General features: G+C 74.3%; 20 protein-coding genes. 14 read left to right on the forward strand and 6 right to left on the reverse strand.

The window, feature by feature from the left end; translation table 11 throughout:
• Positions 1 to 32: 32 nt before the first annotated feature.
• Genes fdh through nrfD form a run of 3 tightly spaced genes read left to right on the forward strand, consistent with a single transcriptional unit; the run spans position 33 to position 5336 of the window.
• Entirely contained in the window at positions 33 to 3335 is a 3303-nt protein-coding gene (gene fdh, locus KZX45_RS05045) for a formate dehydrogenase (protein WP_248256601.1), read from the forward strand.
• Positions 3325 to 4290 (forward strand): 4Fe-4S dicluster domain-containing protein, encoded by a 966-nt coding sequence (locus KZX45_RS05050; RefSeq protein ID WP_248256602.1) that lies wholly within the window; start codon positions 3325 to 3327, stop codon positions 4288 to 4290. The genes fdh and KZX45_RS05050 overlap by 11 nt, the downstream gene beginning before the upstream one ends.
• Positions 4287 to 5336 (forward strand): NrfD/PsrC family molybdoenzyme membrane anchor subunit, encoded by a 1050-nt coding sequence (gene nrfD, locus KZX45_RS05055; RefSeq protein ID WP_248256603.1) that lies wholly within the window; start codon positions 4287 to 4289, stop codon positions 5334 to 5336. The genes KZX45_RS05050 and nrfD overlap by 4 nt, the downstream gene beginning before the upstream one ends.
• Before the next feature lie 62 nt (positions 5337 to 5398).
• Here the strand turns inward: nrfD and fdhA are convergent, their stop codons facing one another.
• On the reverse strand, positions 5399 to 6622 hold the full coding sequence (gene fdhA, locus KZX45_RS05060; protein ID WP_248256769.1) for a formaldehyde dehydrogenase, glutathione-independent: 1224 nt from the start codon (positions 6620 to 6622) through the stop codon (positions 5399 to 5401).
• A gap of 166 nt (positions 6623 to 6788) precedes the next feature.
• Here fdhA and KZX45_RS05065 point away from each other — a divergent pair, with 166 nt between their 5' ends.
• The gene (locus KZX45_RS05065; protein ID WP_248256604.1) at positions 6789 to 7814 is read left to right on the forward strand and encodes a tRNA pseudouridine synthase A; all 1026 of its coding nucleotides are present in this window, start codon (positions 6789 to 6791) and stop codon (positions 7812 to 7814) included.
• A 79-nt stretch (positions 7815 to 7893) separates the two neighbouring features.
• Here KZX45_RS05065 and fdhD read toward each other — a convergent pair whose 3' ends face one another.
• The 3 genes from fdhD to KZX45_RS05080 form a co-directional block, all read right to left on the reverse strand.
• A complete protein-coding gene (fdhD, locus tag KZX45_RS05070) occupies positions 7894 to 8727 on the reverse strand; it encodes a formate dehydrogenase accessory sulfurtransferase FdhD (RefSeq protein ID WP_282453267.1) in 834 nt (277 codons plus the stop codon).
• A gap of 33 nt (positions 8728 to 8760) precedes the next feature.
• Entirely contained in the window at positions 8761 to 9285 is a 525-nt protein-coding gene (locus KZX45_RS05075; RefSeq protein ID WP_248256605.1) for a DUF5709 domain-containing protein, read from the reverse strand.
• Between the two features lie 72 nt (positions 9286 to 9357).
• Positions 9358 to 9642, reverse strand: coding sequence for a hypothetical protein (locus KZX45_RS05080; RefSeq protein ID WP_248256606.1), 285 nt, complete (start codon positions 9640 to 9642; stop codon positions 9358 to 9360).
• A gap of 357 nt (positions 9643 to 9999) precedes the next feature.
• On the opposite strand from KZX45_RS05080, the gene rplM reads away from it, so the two are divergent.
• From rplM to KZX45_RS05100, 4 genes are all read left to right on the forward strand, one after another.
• Positions 10000 to 10443: a 50S ribosomal protein L13 gene (rplM, locus tag KZX45_RS05085; protein WP_248256607.1), complete on the forward strand. Its 444-nt coding sequence runs from the start codon at positions 10000 to 10002 to the stop codon at positions 10441 to 10443.
• 40 nt (positions 10444 to 10483) lie between these two features.
• Positions 10484 to 10975 carry a 30S ribosomal protein S9 gene (gene rpsI / locus KZX45_RS05090; protein WP_248256608.1) on the forward strand — a complete coding sequence of 164 codons (492 nt, stop codon included), beginning with the start codon at positions 10484 to 10486 and terminating at the stop codon, positions 10973 to 10975.
• A gap of 173 nt (positions 10976 to 11148) precedes the next feature.
• Positions 11149 to 12498: a phosphoglucosamine mutase gene (gene glmM / locus KZX45_RS05095; RefSeq protein ID WP_248256609.1), complete on the forward strand. Its 1350-nt coding sequence runs from the start codon at positions 11149 to 11151 to the stop codon at positions 12496 to 12498.
• A 104-nt stretch (positions 12499 to 12602) separates the two neighbouring features.
• Entirely contained in the window at positions 12603 to 13508 is a 906-nt protein-coding gene (locus KZX45_RS05100) for a DedA family protein (protein ID WP_248256610.1), read from the forward strand.
• Positions 13509 to 13721: 213 nt separating this feature from the next.
• Here KZX45_RS05100 and KZX45_RS05105 read toward each other — a convergent pair whose 3' ends face one another.
• Both KZX45_RS05105 and coaA read right to left on the reverse strand, forming a co-directional pair.
• Entirely contained in the window at positions 13722 to 14573 is an 852-nt protein-coding gene (locus KZX45_RS05105; RefSeq protein ID WP_248256611.1) for a hypothetical protein, read from the reverse strand.
• Between the two features lie 596 nt (positions 14574 to 15169).
• The gene (gene coaA, locus KZX45_RS05110; protein WP_248256612.1) at positions 15170 to 16129 is read right to left on the reverse strand and encodes a type I pantothenate kinase; all 960 of its coding nucleotides are present in this window, start codon (positions 16127 to 16129) and stop codon (positions 15170 to 15172) included.
• Positions 16130 to 16258: 129 nt separating this feature from the next.
• On the opposite strand from coaA, the gene glmS reads away from it, so the two are divergent.
• The 6 genes from glmS to KZX45_RS05140 are packed head-to-tail and all read left to right on the forward strand — an operon-like array spanning position 16259 to position 22878.
• Complete coding sequence (glmS, locus tag KZX45_RS05115; protein WP_248256613.1) at positions 16259 to 18115, forward strand: glutamine--fructose-6-phosphate transaminase (isomerizing); 1857 nt, start codon at positions 16259 to 16261, stop codon at positions 18113 to 18115.
• Between the two features lie 49 nt (positions 18116 to 18164).
• Positions 18165 to 18515 (forward strand): holo-ACP synthase, encoded by a 351-nt coding sequence (locus tag KZX45_RS05120; RefSeq protein ID WP_248256614.1) that lies wholly within the window; start codon positions 18165 to 18167, stop codon positions 18513 to 18515.
• Positions 18516 to 18527: 12 nt separating this feature from the next.
• Positions 18528 to 20162, forward strand: coding sequence for an NAD(P)H-hydrate epimerase (locus tag KZX45_RS05125; protein ID WP_248256615.1), 1635 nt, complete (start codon positions 18528 to 18530; stop codon positions 20160 to 20162).
• A gap of 21 nt (positions 20163 to 20183) precedes the next feature.
• The gene (alr, locus tag KZX45_RS05130; RefSeq protein ID WP_248256616.1) at positions 20184 to 21422 is read left to right on the forward strand and encodes an alanine racemase; all 1239 of its coding nucleotides are present in this window, start codon (positions 20184 to 20186) and stop codon (positions 21420 to 21422) included.
• A complete protein-coding gene (gene tsaE / locus KZX45_RS05135) occupies positions 21419 to 22042 on the forward strand; it encodes a tRNA (adenosine(37)-N6)-threonylcarbamoyltransferase complex ATPase subunit type 1 TsaE (RefSeq protein WP_248256617.1) in 624 nt (207 codons plus the stop codon). Before alr ends, tsaE begins: the two co-directional genes overlap by 4 nt.
• The gene (locus tag KZX45_RS05140) at positions 22039 to 22878 is read left to right on the forward strand and encodes a hypothetical protein (protein WP_248256618.1); all 840 of its coding nucleotides are present in this window, start codon (positions 22039 to 22041) and stop codon (positions 22876 to 22878) included. The genes tsaE and KZX45_RS05140 overlap by 4 nt, the downstream gene beginning before the upstream one ends.
• The last annotated feature ends 42 nt before the right edge of the window (positions 22879 to 22920 follow it).

Below are 22920 nucleotides of genomic sequence, written 5' to 3' on the forward strand. Positions count from 1 at the left end.
AGACGAGGGCGTCGGCAGGAAGGGGCGGGGCGGTGGCACGCAGGGTGTTCCTCGACTGGCCCGTGGTGCGCCAGCTCACGGGTGCGGACCCGCTGGGACGCGGCCCGGCGGTGCGCTCCGCCCGCACGGAGGAGCTGACCGCCCGCACGACGACGGCGGACCGGGTGGCCCGCAGCGTCTGTCCCTACTGCGCGGTCGGCTGCGGGCAGCGGGTCTACGTCAAGGACGAGCGGGTCGTGCAGATCGAGGGCGACCCGGACAGCCCGATCTCGCGGGGCCGGCTGTGCCCGAAGGGTTCGGCCAGCAAGAGCCTGGTGACCAACCCGGCCCGGCTCTCCACCGTGCGGTACCGCCGCGCCTACGGCACCGAGTGGGAGGACCTGCCGCTCGACGTCGCCATGGAGATGATCGCGGACCGGGTGGTGCGGGCGCGCGAGCAGACCTGGCAGGACCTTGACGAGACGGGCCGCTGGGTGCGGCGCACCCTCGGGATAGCCAGCCTGGGCGGGGCGACGCTGGACAACGAGGAGAACTACCTCATCAAGAAGCTCTTCACCGCGCTCGGCGCCCTGCAGATCGAGAACCAGGCGCGTATTTGACACTCCTCCACGGTCCCCGGTCTGGGGACCAGCTTCGGGCGCGGCGGCGCCACCGGGTTCCAGCAGGACCTGGCCAACGCGGACTGCATCGTCATCCAGGGCTCGAACATGGCCGAGGCGCACCCGGTGGGCTTCCAGTGGGTCGTGGAGGCCAAGGCCCGCGGCGCGCGGGTCATCCACGTCGACCCGCGGTTCACCCGCACCAGCGCGCTCGCGGACCAGTTCGTGCCGCTGCGGGCCGGGACGGACATCGTCTTCCTCGGCGCGATCGTCAACCACGTCCTGAGCAACGAGCTGGACTTCCGCGAGTACGTGCTGGCCTACACCAACGCCGCCACGATCCTCGACGAGCGCTTCGGCGACACCGAGGACCTCGACGGGCTCTTCTCGGGCTTCGACCGTGAGCGGCGCAGCTACGACACCGACAGCTGGCAGTACGCCGGCGGTGACGGCCAGGAGGGCCAGGAGGAGGACGAGTCGAGCGACCGGCGCGCCAGCGCCCGGCCGATGGAGCACGAGACCCACGGCATCCAGGTGCCCGCGAACCCGCCGCGCGACGAGACCCTGCAGCACCCGCGCACGGTGTACCAGGTGCTCAGGCGGCACTTCGCGCGCTACACCCCGGAGATGGTCGAGGAGGCCTGCGGGGTGCCGCGCGAGGACTTCCTGAAGGTGGCGGACGCCTGGGTGGCGAACTCCGGGCGGGAGCGGACCACCGCCCTCGTGTACAGCGTCGGGTGGACCCAGCACAGCGTCGGCGCCCAGTACATCCGTACCGGCGCGATCCTCCAGCTGCTGCTGGGCAACATGGGCCGGCCCGGGGGCGGCATCCTCGCGCTGCGCGGTCACGCCAGCATCCAGGGCTCCACCGACATCCCGACCCTGTACAACCTTCTCCCGGGCTACCTGCCGATGCCGCACGCGGAGCAGCACCCGGACCTGGACAGCTGGATCGGTAGCATCCGCCACCCCGGCGCGAAGGGCTTCTGGAAGCACGCCGACGCCTACGCCGTCAGCCTGCTCAAGGCCTACTGGGGGGACGCGGCCACCGCGGAGAACGACTTCGCCTACGACTACCTGCCGCGTATGACCGGGGACCACGGCACCTACCGCACCGTCCTCGACATGATCGACGGGAAGGTCAAGGGCTACTTCCTGCTGGGGCAGAACCCCGCCGTCGGCTCGGCCCACGGCCGGGCCCAGCGCCTCGGCATGGCGAACCTCGACTGGCTCGTGGTGCGGGACCTCTACGAGATCGAGAGCGCCACGTTCTGGAAGGACTCCCCGGAGATCGCCACCGGAGAGATCGTGCCCGAGGAGTGCCGCACCGAGGTCTTCCTCATGCCGGCCGCCTCCCACGTGGAGAAGGAGGGCACGTTCACGCAGACGCAGCGGATGCTGCAGTGGCGCGAGAAGGCGCTCGACCCGACCGGGGACCGCCGCTCCGAGCTGTGGTTCTTCTACCACCTCGGCCGTCTCGTGCGGGAGCGGCTGGCGGGCTCCACCCTCGAGCGGGACCGCCCTGTGCTCGACCTGGCGTGGGACTACCCGGTCCACGGCCTCACCGACGAGCCCAGCGCCGAGGCGGTGCTGCGCGAGATCAACGGGTACGAGGTGGCGAGCGGCCGTCCGCTCTCGACCTTCACGGAGATGCGTGCGGACGGCTCGACAGTCGGCGGGTGCTGGATCTACACCGGGGTCTTCGCCGACGGCGTCAACCAGGCCGCCCGCCGTCGTCCCGGCTCGGAGCAGTCCTGGGTGGCGCCCGAGTGGGGCTGGGCCTGGCCCGCGAACCGCCGGATCCTGTACAACCGGGCGTCCGCGGACCCGCAGGGGCGGCCGTGGAGCGAGCGCAAGGCGTACGTGTGGTGGGACGAGGACGCCGGGGAGTGGACCGGCCACGACGTGCCCGACTTCGAGCGCACCAAGCCGCCGTCGTACCGCCCGCCCGAGGGGGCCGACGGCGTCGAGGGCCTGGCCGGCGACGACCCCTTCATCATGCAGGGCGACGGCAAGGGCGCCCTCTTCGTCCCCGTCGGCCTGCTCGACGGACCGCTGCCCACGCACTACGAGCCCGTCGAGTCCCCGTTCCGCAACCCCCTCTACGGCCAGCAGGCCAACCCCACCCGGGTGGAGTACCGCCGCGCCGACAACCCCATCCACCCCAGCCCGCCGCAGGACGGCGCGGTGTTCCCGTTCGTCTTCACGACCTCGCGGCTGACCGAGCACCACACCGCTGGCGGCATGAGCCGGTTCCTCGAGTACCTCTCGGAGCTGCAGCCCGCCATGTTCGTGGAGGTCTCCCCGCAGCTGGCGGCCGAGCGCGGGCTGGAGCACATGGGCTGGTGCCACGTGATCACGGCCCGCTCCGCGATCGAGGGCCGGGTGATGGTGACCGACCGCCTCCGCCCCCTGCGCATCGAGGGCCGCACGGTCCACCAGGTCTGGCTGCCCTACCACTGGGGCAGCGGCGGCCTGGTCACCGGGGACTCCGCGAACGACCTGTTCGGCATCGCCCTCGAGCCGAACGTGCTGATCCAGGAGACCAAGGCGGGCACGTGCGACGTGCGGCCCGGGCGGCGCCCCACCGGGGCGGCGCTGCTGGAGTACGTGGCCGGGTACCGCCGTCGCGCGGGCATCGTGGATGGCGGCGGCGGGGAGATCGTGACGGCGCGGGCGACCGGGCGGGAGACCGATACCGGGCCGCAGGACGAGGAGGGGCACGATGGCCGGTAGGTACAGCCTGTTCGGGCCGATCGACCCGGCGCGGGACGCCGGCTATACCGACCCGCCCCCGCGCAAGGGGTTCTTCACCGACACCAGCGTGTGCATCGGCTGCAAGGCGTGCGAGGTGGCGTGCAAGGAGTGGAACCTCCTGCCCGACGACGGGTTCGACCTCCTCGGCTCCTCCTACGACAACACCGGCGCGCTCGGGGCGAGCACGTGGCGCCACGTCGCGTTCGTCGAGCAGCCCGCCGGCGGGCGCGACCCGGTGCCGCTCGGCATGCCGGGCGTCGGACCGCCCGACGGCGGAGCCGCCGCGCCCGACGGCGGAGCCGCCGCGCCCGACGGCGGAGCCGCCGCGCCCGACGGCGACCCCGACGGGCATCCCGACTTCCGCTGGCTGATGTCCTCCGACGTCTGCAAGCACTGCACGCACGCCGCGTGCCTCGACGTGTGCCCCACCGGTGCGCTGTTCCGCACCGAGTTCGGCACCGTGGTGGTGCAGGACGACGTCTGCAACGGCTGCGGCTACTGCGTCGCGGCGTGCCCGTACGGCGTGATCGAGCGGAGGAAAGGAGGCGCCCGCAACGTGGGCATCGCCCAGAAGTGCACCCTGTGCTACGACCGGCTCGGTGCCGGGCTCGAGCCCGCCTGCGCAAAGGCCTGCCCGACGGACTCGATCCAGTTCGGCGACCTCGACGAACTCCGGGAGCGGGCGCGGGCCCGGCTCGACCGGCTGCAGGAGGACGGCGTGAGCGGGGCGCAACTGTACGGCGAGGACCCGCACGACGGCACGGGCGGCGCCGGCGCGTTCTTCCTGCTGCTCGACGAGCCCGAGGTCTACGGCCTCCCGCCGGACCCGGTGGTCACCACCCGCGACCTGCCGCACATGTTCAACCGGGCCGGCATGGCGGGCCTGGCGCTGCTGGCCGGCGCCGCGCTGTCGTTCCTCGGGAGGCGCGGATGAGCCCGACGGCGGACGGGTCGGGGCGCGAGGTGCCGGCGGGGCGGGGCGCGGACCGCCGAGCCAGCGAGGGGCGTCGTCGCACGCACGGCGGTGAACGGGCGATGGTCCCGCCGGCGGAGTTCACCTCCTACTACGGCCGGCCGGTGGTGAAGCCGGCGCCCTGGGAGAACGACATCCCCGCCTACATGTTCGCCGGCGGCCTGGCCGCCGGCTCCTCGCTCCTCGCCGCCGGCGCCGACCTGACCGGGCGGGGCGCCCTGCGCCGTGCGGGCCGGCTGTCCGCGCTCGGCGCGCTGGGGTTCAGCATGGTCACCCTCGTGCACGACCTCGGCCGGCCGGAGCGGTTCCTCAACATGCTGCGCACCGTGAAGGTGACCTCGCCGATGTCCGTCGGCACGTGGATCCTCGCCCTCTACGGCCCGCCCGCCGGCGTCGCCGCGGCGGCCGAGGTGGCCGGGATGCTCCTCCCGCGCTCGGACCGGGCGTCGCTGCGGCTGCTGGCCGCGGTGGGCGGTCCCGCCGGGGTGCTCGCCGGGGTGCTCGCCCCGCCGGTCGCCGCGTACACGGCCGTCCTGCTCTCCGACACGGCGACACCGTCGTGGCACGAGGCCTACCGGGAGCTGCCCTTCGTGTTCTGCGGGTCCGCCGCGGCGGCCGCGGGCGGGCTCGCGACGGCGCTCGTGCCGGCGGCCCAGGCCGGCCCGGCCCGGCGCCTCGCCGTCGGTGGGGCAGTGGCGGAGGTCCTTGCCGAGCACCGGATGGAGCGGTCGATGGGGATCACCGCCGAGCCGCTGCGCGCCGGCGCACCCGGGCGGCTGATGCGCACGGCGCGTGCCCTCACGCTCGCCGGGGCCGCCGGGATGCTGCTGGCCGGGCGCAGCCGCGCCGTCGCCGTCGGGTCCGGCGCGGCGCTGCTGGCGGGGTCGGCGTGCACGCGGTTCGGCGTGGTGCGCGCGGGCATCGCCTCGGCGCGGGACCCGCGCTACACCGTGGTCCCGCAGCGCGAGCGCGTCGACCGCGGGGAGCCGGTGCGTCACCCCGGCTGAGCGGCCCCCGCGAAGCGCCCCCGGTGCCAGGCACCGGGGGCGGGGCGCGGACGGTCGGGAGGTCAGCTCCTGGCGCCGACCATGCCGTGCGGGTCGAGCACGTACTTCTTGGCCGCACCCTTGTCGAACTCGTCGTAGCCCTGCGGCGCCTGGTCCAGCGGGATGGGCGTCGCGTTGACGTTCTTGGAGATGCTCACCTTGTCGTGCAGGATCGCCTGCATCAGGCCCCGGTGGTACCGCATGACCGGGCACTGGCCAGTGGTGAAGCTGAGCGACTTCGCCCAGCCGGTGCCGAGGCTGATCGACAGCGTGCCGTGCTTGGCGGCGTCGTCCACGGCGCCCGGGTCGCCGGTGACGTACAGGCCCGGGATGCCCAGGGCACCGCCGGCGGCGGTGAGCTCCATGAGGGAGTTCAGGACCGTCGCGGGAGCCTCCTTGGCCGCCCCCGCGCCGTGACCGCGTGCCTCGAACCCGACCGCGTCGACGGCGCAGTCCACCTCGGGGACGCCGAGGATCTGCTCGACCTGGTCCTTCGGGTCTCCCTTGGAGACGTCCACCGTCTCGCAGCCGAAGGCTCGCGCCTGGGCGAGGCGCTCCTCGTTGAGGTCGCCGACGATGACGACCGCGGCGCCGAGCAGCTGGGCCGAGGTCGCCGCGGCGAGCCCGACCGGCCCGGCACCGGCGATGTAGACCGTGCTGCCGACCTTGGTGCCAGCGGTGTACGCACCGTGGAAACCGGTCGGGAAGATGTCCGAGAGCATGGTCAGGTCGAGGATCTTCTCCAGGGCCTGGTCACGGTCGGGGAAGACGAGGAGGTTCCAGTCGGCGTACGGCACGAGCACGTACTCGGCCTGTCCGCCGACCCAGCCGCCCATGTCGACGTAGCCGTACGCCGAGCCCGGACGGTCCGGGTTGACGTTCAGGCAGATGCCGGTCTTGCCCTCCTTGCAGTTGCGACAGCGACCGCACGCGATGTTGAAGGGGACCGAGACGATGTCGCCCTTCTTCACGAACTCCACGTCCGAGCCGGTCTCGACCACCTCGCCGGTGATCTCGTGCCCGAGCACGAGGCCCTCGGGGGCGGTGGTGCGGCCGCGGACCATGTGCTGGTCGGAGCCGCAGATGTTGGTGGAGACCACCTTCAGGATCGCGCCGTGATTGACCTTGCGTCCTACGTTTGCCGGGTTGACGCCCGGACCGTCCTTCAGCTCGAACGTGGGGTAGTCGATGTCGATGACCTCGACCTTGCCCGGACCTGCGTAGCTGACTGCCTTGTTGCTCACGATGGAGCCTCCCTCTCGAACGTCGTCGTACGAACAGGAACACTCCGCGCCGCATCAGGTACGCAGCGCGGGGGTACTCCCCACCCTGGCACGGTCGGTCTCCGGGGTGAACCCCCGGGGGTGGGGGATCGTCGGGACCGTGGGCACCCGGGAGGGCTAGCCTCACCCGGTGGGGCAGGACGACGCGGAGAGCGGTGGGATGACCGGAGAAGGGCAGCCGGCGGGGCCGACGGTGCCGGGGCGGCGGGAGCCGGTGCCGGGCGAGCCGGTGCCGGGCGAGCCCGTGCCGGCGGTACGGGTGCAGGGGCCCGCGGGCGCCGCCGTCCGGGTCCGGCTCGACCTCGCCTACGACGGCACCGACTTCGCGGGGTGGGCGCGCCAGCCCGGGCTGCGCACCGTGCAGGGCGTCCTGGAGGACGCGCTCACCACCGTGCTCCGCCTGCCCGCACCCGCGCGGCTGACCGTCGCCGGGCGCACCGACGCCGGCGTGCACGCCCGCGGCCAGATCGCGCACCTCGACGTGCCCCGCGACGCCTGGGCCGCACTGCCCGGGCGCAGCGACCGCACCCCCGGTGAGTCGCTGGTGACCCGCCTCGCGGGCGTCCTCGGGCGGGGGGCCGTACCCCGCGGGAGCGGGGACGTCGTCGTCCACCGGGCCGCCGAGGCGCCGCCCGGGTTCGACGCCCGCTTCGCAGCTCTCTGGCGCCGGTACTCCTACCGCATCGCCGACGACGTCGCGGCCCGGGACCCGCTGCGCCGGCGCGACGTGGTCTGGCACGGCCGCCGGCTCGACGTCTCGGCGATGGGCGTCGCCGCCCGGCTGCTGCTCGGCGAGCACGACTTCGCGGCGTACTGCAAGCCCCGTGAGGGGGCGACCACCATCCGCACCCTGCTCGACCTGGACTGGCGCCGGGTGCCGGCCGGGGAGCCGGACGCCGGGCTCGTGGTCGCGACCGTGCGGGCCGACGCGTTCTGCCACTCGATGGTCCGGGCGCTCGTCGGGGCCTCGCTCGCGGTCGGGGAGGGGCGCCGGCCCTCGGCGTGGCCCGCGGAGGTGCTGGCCTCGGGGGGGCGCCAGCCGTCGGTCACCGTCGCGCCCGCCCACGGGCTCACGCTCGAGGAGGTGGCGTACCCGACGGGCGACGGACTCGCCGAGCGGGCGGCCCGGGCGCGGGCGGTGCGGACCCTGCCCTGAAGGTGCCGCGCCAGCCGTCATGGTGCGCACCCGGCCGTGCTGGGACACGACCGGTCGCCATCTTCCGGCCGGCCTACACTCACACGAGCCTGTGGGCCCCCGCGTAGACGTTCAGGCCGTCCCCGCGGCTGAACCCCACCAGCGTCATCCCGGCCTCCGCCGCCAGGTCGACCGACAGGGCGGACGGCCCGCTCACCGCGGCGAGGACGGGGACGCCGGCCATCCGCGCCTTCTGCACCAGCTCGAACGAGGCCCGGCCGGAGACCTGCAGCACCGTGCCGCGCAGCGGTAGCCGGCCCTCGCGCAGCGCCCAGCCGAGAACCTTGTCGACGGCGTTGTGCCGACCCACGTCCTCCCGCAGGCACAGCAGCTCCGCCGCGCCGTCGCCGTCGACCGCGAAGAGCGCGGCGGCGTGGACCGAGCCGGTGGAGTCGAACACGGGCTGACGCTCGCGGAGCCGGGCCGGCAGCGTCAGCAGCTCGGCCAGCGGCACCCGCACCGGGTCGTCGGCGACGGCGAAGCGGGACGCCTTGGTGACCGCCTCGATGGAGGCGGTGCCGCAGATGCCGCACGAGCTGGACGTGTACACGTGGCGGGCCTGCGCCGCGTCCGGGCCGGTGACGCCCGGCGCGAGACGGACGTCGACGACGTTGTAGCTGGGGGAGCCGTCAGGGTCCACCCCCGGGCCGTAGGCCAGGGCGGTGATCTGGCGTGGGTCCCAGACCACGCCCTCGGAGACGAGGAATCCGGCGACGAGGTCGAAGTCGCCGCCGGGGGTGCGCATCGTGACGCTCCACGGCACGCCGCCGAGGCGGATCTCCAGCGGTTCCTCGCCCGCGAGGGTGTCGGAGCGGCGGCGCGTGGCGCCGTCGGCGTGGAGGTGCAGCACGGGGTGCCGCCTCGTCACCCGCAACGCGCACCCACCTCGTCCCTCCCGGGGGCCGGCTCAGCCCCGGTCGTCCGGATCGATCGTGCCGCCCTCGTCGACCACGGCCTCGCCCTCGACGTGCATGGCGGCCTCCTCCGGTAGGAACCCGCCGCCGGCCACCCCGGCGTCCTCGGCCAGGACGTCCTGCTGCTCGCCGGGCAGGTCCTCGGGCCCGTCGTCGTCCGGCAGCGCCACGAGGCGACCGATGCCGGTGCCCTCGCGCACGTCGGGCGCCTCCTCACCGCTCGGGCCGGGGCCGGCGCGGTTCTCGTCGTCGTCCGGCTGCTCCTCCCAGACCTCGGGCTCCTCGCGGGCGAGCCGGTCGTCCCAGGTCTCGCCCTCGGCCTGCCCCGACTCCGTGAGGTCGAGGCTGGCCAGCGGATCGGTGTCCGGGGCGGTCAGTCCCTCGTCCAGGACGTCGTCGGTCTCGGTGTCGAGGAGGGCGTCCTCCTTGTTGGGCTGCCAGGACTCGTCGGCCAGGAACTGGTCCGGTCCGGGCGTGCCTCCGCCGCTGACCGGGGTGCTCGGGTTGTCGGTAGTCATGACGTCAGCGTGCCACCGGCTGCCCGGGCGCGCATCGCCGGGCACCGGTCGGTGCCGAGGGGGCGGGGAGCCTCAGGGGCGTCCGTCCCAGTCCAGATCGTCGGGGTCGTCGCCGCCGGTCAGCCCGCCGTGCCCGTCGCGCACGATGTGCATCGCCGCCTCCTCCGCACACCGGTCGCCGGGCGTGCGGTCCTCCTCCTCGGCGAGGACGTCCTGCCACTCCCCGACCTCGTCGGAGGGGTCGTCGTCGTCGGGCAGGGCGACCAGCTGGCCCACCCGCGCGTCGGGCTCGTCGAAGGTGTCGTCGTCGTCCGGGACCGCGTCCCAGCCGGCCGGCCGGAGCTTGTTGCTGTCCATGCCCGAGTGTCCCACCGGAGCCGTGCGGGCGCTGGGCACGAGGTCCCTGGACCCGGGCGGTTCCCGGCGGCTGCCCCGCCGCGGGGGAGTGCTGGTGGGTGCGGGACGGCCGCGCGGACCGGCCCGCGGGCGCGGCCGTGGCAGGTCTCACGGAAACTGGTGACGGGGAAGTTTTGACCCTGCTGGTGGCGCGGCGGTAGTCTTGGACCTCGTTGTGCATCCCCATGCGCTCCCCGGTGCTCCCACTCGCCGGTTCAGGAGAGCGGATGCCGGCAGCGAGCAACACCTGACCATGGGCCGCAGTGCCGCCATAACTGCGCCCGACGAGAGAACGCTGAAGAAACGAAGGCTACGCCCGTGCGCACGTACACACCGAAGCCCGGCGACGTCACGAAGAACTGGTACGTCATCGACGCTACCGACGTCGTCCTCGGCCGACTGGCGACGCAGGTCGCCACCTTGCTCCGTGGGAAGCACAAGCCGACCTTCGCCCCGCACGTGGACAACGGCGACTTCGTCATCGTGATCAACGCTGACAAGGTCGCACTGACCGGGAGCAAGCGCGACAACAAGATCGCGTACCACCACTCCGGTTACCCGGGCGGGCTGAAGGCCACCAACTACGCCGAGCTTCTTGCCCGGTTCCCCGAGCGTGCTGTGGAGAAGGCCGTCCGCGGCATGCTCCCCAAGACCTCCCTCGGGCGCGACCAGCTCGCCAAGCTGAAGGTCTACGCCGGTGCGGAGCACCCGCACAGCGCGCAGAAGCCGCAGACCTTCGAGATCACCCAGGTTGCCCAGTAGCGTTCGCGCCTGCGGCACAGAACAGGACTGAAGGAGAACTGTGGCTGAGACCACTTCGGACATCGAGCTGGACGACGAGAACGTCCCCAGCAGCTACACCACCGAGACAGAGGCGGCTGCGGCCGGTCTGGGCCAGTCCCTCACCGCGCCCGGCCAGGCCCTCGGCCGCCGCAAGGAGGCGGTCGCCCGAGTGCGCCTCGTCCCCGGCACCGGCGAGTGGAAGATCAACGGGCGCTCGCTCGAGGACTACTTCCCGAACAAGCTGCACCAGCAGCTCGTGAGCTCGCCGTTCACGCTGCTCGACATCGCGGGCCGTTTCGACGTCATCGCCCGCATCCACGGCGGCGGCACGTCCGGCCAGGCCGGTGCGCTGCGCATGGGCATCGCCCGCGCGCTCAACGAGATCGACCGCGACTCGAACCGTCCCGCGCTGAAGAAGGCCGGGTTCCTCAAGCGCGACGACCGCTCGGTCGAGCGCAAGAAGGCCGGCCTCAAGAAGGCCCGCAAGGCCCCGCAGTACTCCAAGCGCTGATCTGCGCCTGAACCGTGGCCCCGTCCGAGCATGCTCGGACGGGGCCACGGTGCGTCCGGGGCCGGGACGCCTGCCCGGCGGAGCAGGGCTCCGGGGCTGGGCACGTGCGTGGCCGCCGGGCACAAGATGGCACGATGGGCGCCGCAGAACCGGACTCTCTCGGAGGTAGCACCATGGCTCGACTCTTCGGCACCGACGGCGTGCGAGGCCTCGCCAACCGCGACGTCACCGCGGAGCTCGCCCTCGACCTGGGCGCCTCGGCGGCCCGGGTGCTCACCTCCTCGGGGGACTTCACCGGCCGGCGGCCCCGCGCCGTCATCGGGCGGGACACCCGCATCTCGGGCGAGTTCCTCTCCTCCGCGATCGCCGCCGGGCTGGCCAGCGCGGGCGTGGACGTCACCCAGGTCGGCGTGCTGCCCACCCCGGGGGTCGCCCACCTGACGGCGAGCACCGACGTCGACCTCGGCGTCGTCATCTCCGCCTCGCACAACGCGATGCCGGACAACGGCATCAAGTTCTTCGCCCACGGCGGCTTCAAGCTCGAGGACGCCATCGAGGACCAGATCGAGGCCGGCCTCCAGGCCGCGTGGGAGCGTCCCGTGGGCGCCGATGTCGGCCGGATCAGCGACGACGTGGCGCTGGCCGACCGCAGCTACATCGACCACCTCGTGCGCGCGGTCGGGCAGCCGCTGCGCGGGCTGCGCATCGCCGTCGACTGCGCCAACGGCGCCGCGAGCGACATCGCCCCGCTCGCGCTGCGGGAGGCGGGGGCCGACGTCGTCGTCATCAACGCCTCGCCGGACGGGCGCAACATCAACGACGCGTGCGGCTCCACCCACCCCGAGCAGCTCCAGGCCGTGACGGTCGCCTCCGAGGCGGCCTTCGGCGTGGCCTACGACGGCGACGCCGACCGCTGCCTGGCCGTGGACCACACCGGGACGCTGGTGGACGGCGACCAGATCATGGGCCTCCTCGCCACCGCCATGCGGGAGTCCGGGGACCTGGCCAACGACACGCTCGTCGTGACGGTGATGTCGAACCTCGGCCTGCTGCTCGCCATGCGCGACGCGGGCATCAGGACCGTCCAGACCGCGGTGGGCGACCGGTACGTCCTCGAGGCGATGCGCGCCGGGGGGCACACCCTCGGTGGGGAGCAGTCCGGCCACATCATCAACTCCAGGCACGCGACCACAGGCGACGGCATCCTGACCTCGCTGATGCTCGCCGCCCGCGTGGTCGAGACCGGCCGCACGCTGGCGGACCTCGCCTCGATCGTGACGCGCCTGCCGCAGGTCCTGGTCAACGTCAAGGGCGTGGACAAGGCGCGTGCCGCCGACGACGAGGCGCTCGCCGCGGCGGTCCGCAGGGCCGAGGAGAGCCTCGGCGACACCGGCCGCGTGCTGCTGCGCCCCTCCGGGACGGAGCAGCTCGTCCGGGTGATGGTCGAGGCCGCGACGATGGACGAGGCGGAGGTCGTCGCCCACGGGCTGGCCGACGTCGTCGAGGAGCGCCTGGCGCTCTGACCGTCGATTCTCGGGGTCAACCCCCATACCCGTGCCCCCGGGCCTGACGTACCGTTGCAGGGACTGGCCCGGGGTGCCCGGGGCTCGCCCTGCGGAAGGACACCATGGAGCTGATGCAGGCCGTGGAGGAGTTCGTCCTGGGGCTCGCCGGGTCCCCCTGGATCCTCCTCGCGGTGACGGTGCTCGCGACCATCGACGGGTTCTTCCCGCCGGTGCCGAGCGAGTCGATCGTGATCGCGGTGGCCGCGCTCTCGGTGAGCGGCGACGCCCCGAGCCTGTGGTTCCTCGTGCTGGCCGCCGCGGTGGGCGCCTTCAGCGGTGACCTCATCGCGTACACGATCGGCACGAAGGTGCCCATCGAGAACCTGCGGGTCCTGCGTGGCCCCCGCGGCCGCGCGGCGCTCGCCCGGGCGAAGCGGGCCCTGGCGCACCGGGGAGCGGTCTACATCCTCTCCGCCCGCTTCATCCCGATCGGCCGGGTGGCCGTGAACATGACGGCGGGCGCCGTCGGCTACCCGCGCAAGCGGTTCATCGGCATCGCCGCGATCGCCGCGGTGGTCTGGGGCGGGTACTCCACGCTCATGGGCCTGGGCGCCGGCGTCTTCCTCCACGAGCACCCGCTGATCGCCGTCGCCGTGGGCGTGGCCGGCGGAGTGGCGGCCGGGTTCGCCGTCGACAAGCTTCTCGGCGTCATCCAGCGACGCTGGTTCCCGGACCTCCCGCCGCCTGCGGTCCGCATGCACGTGGAGGACGACGACACGGAGGAGGCGGCGGGCGACGGCGTGGGCCGCGAGGACGCGGGCGTGAGTCGCCAGTCCGGGGACGCCGTGAGTCGCGAGGCGACGGGCGAGAGCGTGGGCCGCGTGGCCGCGCGCGACGTGGGTCGCCAGGCCGCGGGTGACCGGACGGGCCGCGAGGCCGGGCACGACGGCAGCACTAACCTCACGGACGGGGCGGTGGCCCGCCCGCGGCAGGCCGAACGCACCGGGAGCGAACCCGGCCCGGTCTGACGCCCGGCCCAATGCGGCGAGCTGGTCGCCCGCGACGGAGCCGCGTCAGCCTGCGTTGGTGCCCTCGTCGCGCTCGCGGCTCCTCGCGCTCGCGGCTCCCCGCGCTCGCGGCTCCTCGCGCTCGCGGCTCCCTCGCGAGCAAGCGGTCCTATGCCGAGCAACCGGGTACAGACCTTCTTGCTCGGCGCCGGAGTTCTTGCTCGGCACAAAGGACTACCGGCCCTGGCGGTACCACGGACGACGGATCAGCCCCGGCACCGGAGCGAGGCTGGCGAGCACACTCGGAGGAAAGCCGCGGCACAGCCGGCTGAAGACGGCGTCGGCATCCCGGAGGTGACGGTTGACGAACCGGTGGAACGTCGCGCCTGTGCCACGGATCGCGTCCTCTCGGATCTTCTCGGCGTACAGGGACGTACGGTCGTCCCGCCGCGCGTCCTGCCGGGGCGAGGTGGGGGCGGCGTACTTGTCCTCTCCGTCGAACTCGGCCGCAACGAGCCGGCGCACCGCGCCGCCGTCCGTCTCAGCGTCGAGGATCCAACCGAGATCGACATAGAACGCGCCTTCCTCGGTGTCGACGCGTAGCTGGGCAACGGGCTTCGGCAGACCTCGCGAGGCGGCGATCCACCGGAGGTCCGTCTCACCCGGTGACTCGGAGAACCCGTCAGCGTGCTCGATGACCGCCCGCGCCCCCACGACACCTCGAGCGCCGCGCAGAGTCCCGAGGCGGGCCGAGAGCCTGGCGCGGACCGCTTCGACCCGCGCCACGGAGCCGTCGCGACTGAAGCGGTCGGGACGTGCCAGGATGCGCAGCCCGCTGTCGGCGACGGCCAGAGCCCGTCTGGGGGCGAGAGTCAGAGCGCAGTCCGTGATCGTCCGTTCGAGACTGGTGACAGCGAGACCATGTACCTCTGTGACGTCCTCGGGCGGGAGATTCTGCGAGTGGTGCCGACTGATGTCGTCGCTGCCGGGCTGGCTGGGCATCGAACGCTGCAGAACGTGCGTGGTGCCGTCGAGACCGGGGACCCAGCAGCCATGGATCAGCGCGGCCGACTCGTGGCTGATCACCACGGGCGCGGACAGCTGTCGCGCCACCGCAGCGGCATGCGCCAGTGCGAGCGTCTCGCGGGCCGCCCAGGCCGGAGCTGGGAGGGGGCCCTCGAGATACGCACCGGGGCGCACGCGTACGAGGTCCCCGCTGCGGGTGCCGGCCCGTGCGGCACCGGTGCCGATGTCCCGGGACATCACGATGGCGGGTAGGTCCCGCGGACGGGGGATCGGAGGTGGCACGTCGCTCAATGTGCCCGTGCAGCCACGATCTGAACGGGTGTGTGCGCGGCGGCTGTGGACACCGCGGTCGAGACCTGCGTGTGTGGGCGGCTGAGCCGCGGCCGAAGCCGCCCGGCCGCCGCCCAACCGTGCACGGTGGCCGTCGAACAACGTAAACGGTGGCCGTCGAACAACATGCACGGTGGCCGTCGAACAACGTGCACGGTGGCCGTCGAACAAGAGGTCGCGTGCCCAGCAAGCGGGTTCAGGTCTTCTTGTTCGGCACAGGACTTCTTGCTCGCCAGCCTTGGGCGCCTCCGCCGGCCTTGGGCGCCCGCGATGGTGAGCGGCCTGGGCGCCCGCGATGGTGAGCGGCCTGGGCGCCTGCGCCGGGCTCAGAGCTTGCGCAGCCGCATGCGGTGCATGCGGTGGTCCTCCGCCTTGGTCAGGACGAGCGTCGCCCGGCCCCGCGTCGGCAGGATGTTCTGGGCCAGGTTCGGGGCGTTGATGGACTCCCAGATCGCCTCCGCCTGAGCGACGGCCTGCTCGTCGTCCAGGTCGGCGTACCGGCGGAAGTAGGAGGCCGGGTCCGCGAAGGCGGTGCGCCGCAGCTTCAGGAACCGCTCGATGTACCACCTCTTGATGTCGCGCGTGCGGGCGTCGACGAAGATCGAGAAGTCGAAGAAGTCGCTCACCGTCATCGAGGCCGTCCCGTCCGCCCGCGCCCGGGCGGGCGCGAGGACGTTGAGACCCTCGAGGATCAGCACGTCCGGGTGGCGCACCACCTGACGGCGGTCGGGGAGGATGTCGTAGGTCACGTGGTCGTACAGCGGAGCGCTGACCTCCTCCGCGCCGCCCTTGACCTCCGCCACGAACCGCAGCAGCGCCCGGCGGTCGTAGGACTCCGGGAAGCCCTTGCGCTCGAGGAGGCCACGGCGCCTGAGCTCGGCGTTGGGGTAGAGGAAGCCGTCCGTCGTGATGAGGTCGACCCGCGGCGTCTGCGGCCAGCGGCGCAGGAGCTCGCGCAGCAGGCGGGCCGTGGAGGACTTGCCCACCGCCACCGACCCGGCCACCCCGATCACGTAGGGGGTCCGCGTCGCCCGCTCGCCCAGGAACGTCGACGTCGCGCGGTGCAGCGCCCCCGTCGCGGCCGCGTAGAGCTGGAGCAGCCCGGAGAGCGGGCGGTAGACGACGTCGACCTCGGGAAGGTCGATCGGGTCGCCGAGACCGCGGAGGTTGAGCACGTCCGCCGTCGTCAGCGGCAGCGGGGTCGAGGCGGCGAGCCGTGACCAGGAGGCACGGTCGAACTCCACGAAGGGGTTGGCGGCGGACGTCGTCGTACGCGGGAAGGACACGGCGGACAGTGTCTCGCACCCAGGGCCCCGCGCGCGCACACCCGGCTCCCGCCGCCCGGCGGCGGCGGGGCCACGTGGGTCTGCTCACAAGCGCACGGAGGCACCCGCCCCGGAAGTTATTCTGCAGCCATGTGTGGAATCGTCGGGTACGTAGGTCCCGCAACCCCGAGCAACCGTCCGCTCGACGTGGCCATGGAGGGGCTGGCCCGCCTGGAGTACCGCGGCTACGACTCCGCGGGCGTCGCCCTCGTGACACCCGACGGCCTCGCCACGGCCAAGCGTGCTGGCAAGCTCGCCAACCTCCGCGGGGCGCTGGAGGACAGCCCGCTGCCCGCCGCCACCGCGGCGATCGGCCACACGCGCTGGGCCACCCACGGCGGCCCCACCGACGTCAACGCGCACCCGCACCTGAGCGAGGACGGCCGCCTCGCCGTCATCCACAACGGCATCATCGAGAACTTCGTCGCCCTGAAGGCCGAGCTCCTCGCCGACGGGGTGACCTTCACCTCCGAGACCGACACCGAGGTCGTCGCCCACCTCCTCGCCAAGACCCTCGACGGCAGCGGCGACCTCACCGCCGCGATGCTCGCCGTCACCGCCCGCCTCGAGGGCGCGTTCACCCTCCTCGCGGTCCACGCCGACGAGCCCGGGACCGTCGTCGGCGCCCGCCGCAACTCCCCGCTCGTCGTCGGGCTGGGCGAGGGGGAGAACTTCCTCGGCTCCGACGTCGCCGCCTTCATCTCCTCCACCAAGGAGGCCATGGAGGTCGACCAGGACCAGGTCGTGACCCTCTCCGCCGACGGCGTCCGCGTCGTCGACGCACAGGGCGCCGAGGTCCACCCCCGCCGCTTCACCGTGGACTGGGACGCCGCGGCCGCCGTCAAGGGCGGCTTCGCCACCTTCATGGAGAAGGAGATCCACGACCAGCCCAAGGCCGTGGCCGACACGCTGCTCGGCCGCACCGACGGCAAGGGCAACCTCGTCCTCGACGAGCTGCGCATCGACGAGGCCGTGCTCCGCAGCGTCGACAAGATCATCGTCATCGCCTGCGGCACCGCCGCCTACGCCGGGCACGTGGCCAAGTACGCCATCGAGCACTGGTGCCGCATCCCCGTGGAGGTCGAGCTCGCGCACGAGTTCCGCTACCGCGACCCGGTCGTGAACGAGAAGACCCTCGTCGTGGCCATCTCCCAGTCCGGCGAGACCATGGACACGATCATGGCGGTCCGGCACGCCCGCGAGCAGGGCGCGAAGGTGCTCGCCGTGGTCAACACGCACGGCTCGACGATCGCCCGCGAGTCCGACGCCGTGCTGTACACGCACGCCGGCCCCGAGGTGGCGGTCGCCTCCACCAAGGCGTTCCTCGCCCAGATCACCGCCTGCTACCTCCTCGGCCTCTACCTCGCCCAGCTGCGTGGGAACAAGTACGTCGACGAGGTCGCCGGCTACCTCGAGGAGCTCGGCAAGCTCCCCGCCAAGATCCAGCACGTCATCGACGGCGAGGAGCAGGTCAAGGAGGTCGCGCGGTCCATGAAGGACGCCACCTCCGTCCTGTTCCTCGGCCGCCACGTCGGCTACCCGGTGGCCCTCGAGGGCGCGCTCAAGCTCAAGGAGCTCGCGTACATCCACGCCGAGGGCTTCGCCGCCGGCGAGCTCAAGCACGGGCCCATCGCCCTGATCGACGAGGGCCAGCCCGTCTTCGTCGTCGTCCCGACGCCCCGCCGGCCCACCCTGCACGCGAAGGTGGTCTCCAACATCCAGGAGGTGCGCGCCCGCGGCGCCCGCACCCTGGTCATCGCCGAGGAGGGCGACGAGGCGGTCACCGAGTTCGCCGACGTCGTCTTCCGCGTGCCGCGGACGCCGACGCTGATGATGCCGCTGGTCACCGTGGTGCCGCTGCAGATCTTCGCGTGCGCGCTGGCCGCGGCCAAGGGTCTCGACGTCGACCAGCCCCGCAACCTGGCCAAGTCGGTGACGGTGGAGTGACGACGGCGCAGCCCGGTCCCGGGCCGGCGGCCGACCGCGCGGGCCGAGCATGATCGTCTCCGTGGGCATCGACGTGTGCGACGTCGCCCGGTTCATCGCCGAGCTCGACCGCGTCCCTCGCCTGCGGGAGAAGATCTTCACCCCGGAGGAGCGGGAGCTGCCGGACGCCTCGCTCGCCGCCCGGTTCGCGGCGAAGGAGGCGATCGCCAAGGCGCTCGGCGCCCCCGCCGGGATGCGGTGGCACGACTGCACCGTGCACCGGGTCATGGGCGGTCCGCCCGTGGTGGAGCTGCGCGGGACCGTGGCGGCGCGCGCCGCCCAGCTCGGCATCACCCGGTGGCACCTGTCGATCTCGCACGACGCCGGCATCGCCTCGGCGATGGTGGTCGCCGAGTCCTGACACGATGGGGGCATGATCCGAGCCCACCACGCCGCGGCCGTGCGCGCCGCGGAGGAACCGCTCCTCGCGGCCGGGGAGCCCCTCATGGCCTCCGCCGCCTTCGCCCTCGCCACCCACGTGGTGGCCGAGCTGCGCGCGCGGGGCCGCGTTGCCGGCTCCGTGGTGCTGCTGGTGGTCGGCGGCGGCAACAACGGCGGCGACGCCCTGTTCGCCGGCACCCACCTCGTCCGGCGGGGGTGCCAGGTGCACGCAGCCCTGGTCTCCGACGACGTCCATCCGGAGGGCCTCGCCGCCGCCCGCGCCGCCGGGGTGCTCGTCCACCGCGTCCTCGACGGTGCCGACCCGGCCGCCGACGTGCTGGCACTGGCCCGCCGGTGCGGGCTGTGGGTGGACGCGGTGACCGGCATCGGAGCCCGCGGGCCGCTGCGCGAGCCGGCCGCCGCCGTCGTCGCCGCCCTCGCCGAGGAGCGGGCCCGCTGGCCCCAGGAGCCGGTCGTGGTCGCCGTCGACGTCCCCAGCGGCATCGGCGTCGACGACGGCACCGTGGCGGGCCCGGTGCTGCCCGCCGACGTCACGGTCACCATGGGCACCGCCAAGCCGGGCCTCCTGCTGCCGCCGGCGTCGGGCCTGGCGGGGCGGGTCGAGGTGGTCGAGCTCGGCCTCGACGCGCTCGCGGCCGAGCCACCGGCGGCGTGCTCCCTCACCGCCGCGGACGTGGCGGACCTGTGGCCGGTGCCCGGCCCGGACGACCACAAGTACACCCGCGGGGTCCTCGGCCTCGCGGCGGGGTCGCAGGCGTACCCGGGCGCCGCCGCCCTCGCCGCCGCCGGCGCGCTGCGCACCGGCCTGGGCATGGTGCGCTACCTCGGCCCGGAGGTGCCCTCCGCCCTCGTCCGCACCCGCCACCCCGAGGTCGTCACCGTCCCGGGTCGGGTGCAGGCGTGGGTCCTCGGCCCCGGCGTCGGCCCCGACGACGCCGCCCGGACGCACGAGCTGTACGAGCACCTCCTCGCCGCGCTCGCCGCCCACCAGCCGGTGGTCCTTGACGCCGGCGCCCTGACGCTGCTGCACGAGGAGGACCACCTCCCGGACCTGCCGGCCACGGCCGTGCTCACCCCGCACGCGGGCGAGCTGGCCGCGCTGCTCACGGCGCGCGGGGAGGAGACCGGGCGCGAGGCGGTCACCGCCGCCCCCGCCCGGCACGCGCGCCTGGCCGCGGAGCTCACCGGCGCCACCGTGCTGCTCAAGGGGCCGACCACCGTGGTCGCCGCCCCGGACGGTCCGCTCTACGCCCAGCACGACGCCACGCCGTGGCTGGCCACCGCCGGGGCGGGCGACGTGCTCGCGGGCGTCCTCGGGGCCCTGCTGGCCGCCTACGGAGATCTCCTGGCCGGCGGCTTGCCCGAGGGGGTGGGCGTGCCGGCCTCGCTCGCGGCCGCCGCCGCGCTCGTGCACGGCCGCGCAGCCAGGATCGCCGCCGGCCTGCCGCCCGAGGCGGCGCGGGCCGGTGCCCCGGTGCGGGCGGGCGTCCCGGGGTGGACGGGCGCACCGGGCCGGACCGGTGCCCCGGTGCTGACCGGGGTGCCGATCGCCGCAGGCGACGTCGCCGCCGCCCTGCCGGCGGCGCTGCGCACGGTGCTTGCCTGACACGGTGGGACACTGGGGCGCGTGAGTCTTCCCGTTCCCTCGACGACGGCCCGGTCCGCGGCGGACGCCGGCACGCACCCCGCCCGCGCCGTCGTCGACCTCTCCGCGATCCGGCACAACCTCGGGGTCCTCGCCGCGGCCGCACCCGGCGCGCAGGTGATGGCGGTGGTGAAGGCCGACGCCTACGGTCACGGCCTGCTGCCCGTGGCCCGGGCGGCGCTCGCGGGCGGGGCCACGTGGCTCGGCGCCGCCCAGCTCGCCGAAGCCCTCGAGCTGCGGGCCGGGCTGGACGCCGGCACCGGGACCGCACCCGACTCCGGGGTCCGCACGGCCACCGCCCGGCCTCGCATCCTCACCTGGCTGTTCGCCCCCGGCGCACCCCTCGGGCGCGCGCTGGAGGCGGACCTCGACCTGTCCGCCTCGGCGCCCTGGGCGGTCGAGGAGATCGCCGCGGCCGCCCGCGCCACCGGGCGCACCGCCCGGCTCCACCTCAAGGTCGACACCGGCATGGGCCGCGGCGGCGCCCGCCCCGAGGCCTTCGGCGACCTGCTCGACGCCGCCTCCCAGGCCCGCGCCGAGGGCGCCGTGGACATCGTCGGCATCTGGTCCCACCTGGCGTGCGCCGACGACGCCGACAGCCCCGCCACCGCGCAGCAGACCGCCGTCTTCACCGCGGCCCTCGCGCAGGCGGAGCGGGCCGGCGTCCGGCCCGAGGTCCGCCATCTCGCGGCGTCCTCGGGCACCCTGTTCCACCCCGCCACCCACTTCGACCTCGTCCGCCCCGGGATCGCCGTCTACGGCCTCACCCCGGCACCCGGCATCGCCGGGGGCGCCCAGCTCGGGCTGCGCCCGGCCATGCGGCTCGAGGCCCGTCTCACCGTGGTCAAGCCCGCGCCCGCCGGCACCCCGCTGTCCTACGGTCACACCGCACGCACCACCACGGACACCCACATCGCCGTCGTCCCCCTCGGGTACGGCGACGGCGTGCCGCGGGCGGCGTCGGACCGCGGCCCCGTAACCGTGGGCGGGCGGCGGCTGCACGTGGCCGGGCGGGTGTGCATGGACCAGGTGGTCGTCGACCTCGGCCCCCAGGGCGCGGGCGTGCGCGAGGGGGACGTGGCCGTGCTGTTCGGCGACGGCGCCGCCGAGCCCTCCGCCGACGACTGGGCGGCGGCCAGCGGCACGATCAACTACGAGATCGTCACGCGGCTCGGAGCCCGCGTGCCGCGCATCCACGTCGACCCGGAGGCCCGCCCGTGACCCTGACGCTGACTCTTCCCGACGCCGACGCGACCCGCGACCTCGGACGTCGCCTGGCCGCGGTGCTCCGCGCCGGGGACCTGGTGCTGCTCTCCGGCGACCTCGGCGCCGGGAAGACCACCCTCACCCAGGGGATCGGCACCGGACTCGGCGTGCGCGGCCAGGTGGCCTCGCCGACGTTCATCATCGCGCGGGTGCACCCGGCGCTCGGGGACGGCCCGGACCTGGTCCACGTCGACGCCTACCGGCTGGGGTCGCTCGACGAGGTCGACGCGCTGGACCTGGACACCTCGCTGGAGGACTCCGTCACGGTCGTGGAGTGGGGCGCGGGCAAGGTGGAGACGCTGTCCGCCGACCGGCTCGAGATCGACCTGCGCCGCCCGCACGGGGCGGGGGGTGCAGGGCCCGGCGCCGGTGCAGCGTCGCACGGCGGTGCCGTCCCCGGCGGCGGGGGACTTCCCGGCGGCGGGGCCGGCCCCGACGGCGGCGCCCGCCTCGACGCCGCCGCCGCCCTGGAGGACCTCGCCGCGCCCGCGGCGCGCGAGGTCGAGGTGCGAGCGGTGGGGGAGCGCTGGGCCGGCGTGGATCTGGCCGCGGTCCTCGACGCCCGCCGGCCGTGACCAGGGGAGGGGGACCCCGCGCGGCCCGGCACCTGCGGGCCGGGGTGCTGGCGCTGATCGGTCTGTTCATGCTGCTCGCCCCGGCCGGCCCCGCGGCCGCCACCGCCGAGGTGGGGCCGGTGACGCAGGCGCCGCCGGTGGCCGAGGGGGTGCCGGAGAAGGTCGCGCAGTGGTTCCGCACGGAGGCCGCCGACGTCGTCAGCACCCAGGGCGGCGCCGAGCTCGACCTCTCCGCCGAGCAGCGCGGCGCCGTCGAGATCGGCCTCGTGCGCACGGTCAGCACGTGGTCCGCCGGGTTCCGCGCCGGCGGCGAGGCCGATCCGCCGCTCGAGGTGACGTCGCGCTGGGTGGCGCCCCTGAGCCTTGGCCCGGAGGGGGTCGGCGTCCTCGTCGCGGGCCTGGACACCAACGGCGTGGTCGGGGCCGAGCAGCTCCGCTCCGCCCCGGACCTCGCCGACGCCCTGCTCGCGCTGGGACCGGCCCAGCCCGTCGTCCACGACGTGCCCCTCGACGCCTGGTTCACCGTCGCCGCAGGCGAGGTGCTCCCGCTCGACGACGCCGCGCGCGCGTCGCTCGCCGGCGCCGTCGCGCTCGACGTCTACCGCCCCTTCGTGCAGGAGCGCTACGCGGTGGCCGACCCGAACCAGCCGGGCTCCGCCCTGCCCGACGCGCACTCGTGGGCCCCGGCCGCCTGGGTCGCGGCCGCCCTGCTGCTGCTGCTGGGCTGGGCCGGTCTCGTGGTGTGGCTGCGGCGCGAGGGTGACGGCGCGGACGTCCGCGAGACAAGGCCGGCGCGCCCGCGGACCCGCCCGCGGAGTCGCGGCGCCCAGCGCTGAGCCAGCCCGCCGGCGAGGGCCCGCGCCGCTCGCGCACTACCC

Origin of the sequence: Georgenia sp. EYE_87, assembly GCF_023148685.1 — a bacterium.
GTDB lineage: Bacteria > Actinomycetota > Actinomycetes > Actinomycetales > Actinomycetaceae > Georgenia.

Excerpts from the sequence above, each read along its gene's own strand:
- KZX45_RS05050 (WP_248256602.1), top strand. The coding sequence starts at position 3,325 with ATGGCCGGTAGGTACAGCCTGTTCGGGCCGATCGACCCGGCGCGGGAC.
- nrfD (WP_248256603.1), top strand. The coding sequence starts at position 4,287 with ATGAGCCCGACGGCGGACGGGTCGGGGCGCGAGGTGCCGGCGGGGCGG.
- KZX45_RS05075 (WP_248256605.1), bottom strand. The coding sequence starts at position 9,285 with ATGACTACCGACAACCCGAGCACCCCGGTCAGCGGCGGAGGCACGCCC.
- KZX45_RS05080 (WP_248256606.1), bottom strand. The coding sequence starts at position 9,642 with ATGGACAGCAACAAGCTCCGGCCGGCCGGCTGGGACGCGGTCCCGGAC.
- glmM (WP_248256609.1), top strand. The coding sequence starts at position 11,149 with ATGGCTCGACTCTTCGGCACCGACGGCGTGCGAGGCCTCGCCAACCGC.
- KZX45_RS05100 (WP_248256610.1), top strand. The coding sequence starts at position 12,603 with ATGGAGCTGATGCAGGCCGTGGAGGAGTTCGTCCTGGGGCTCGCCGGG.
- glmS (WP_248256613.1), top strand. The coding sequence starts at position 16,259 with ATGTGTGGAATCGTCGGGTACGTAGGTCCCGCAACCCCGAGCAACCGT.
- KZX45_RS05120 (WP_248256614.1), top strand. The coding sequence starts at position 18,165 with ATGATCGTCTCCGTGGGCATCGACGTGTGCGACGTCGCCCGGTTCATC.
- KZX45_RS05125 (WP_248256615.1), top strand. The coding sequence starts at position 18,528 with ATGATCCGAGCCCACCACGCCGCGGCCGTGCGCGCCGCGGAGGAACCG.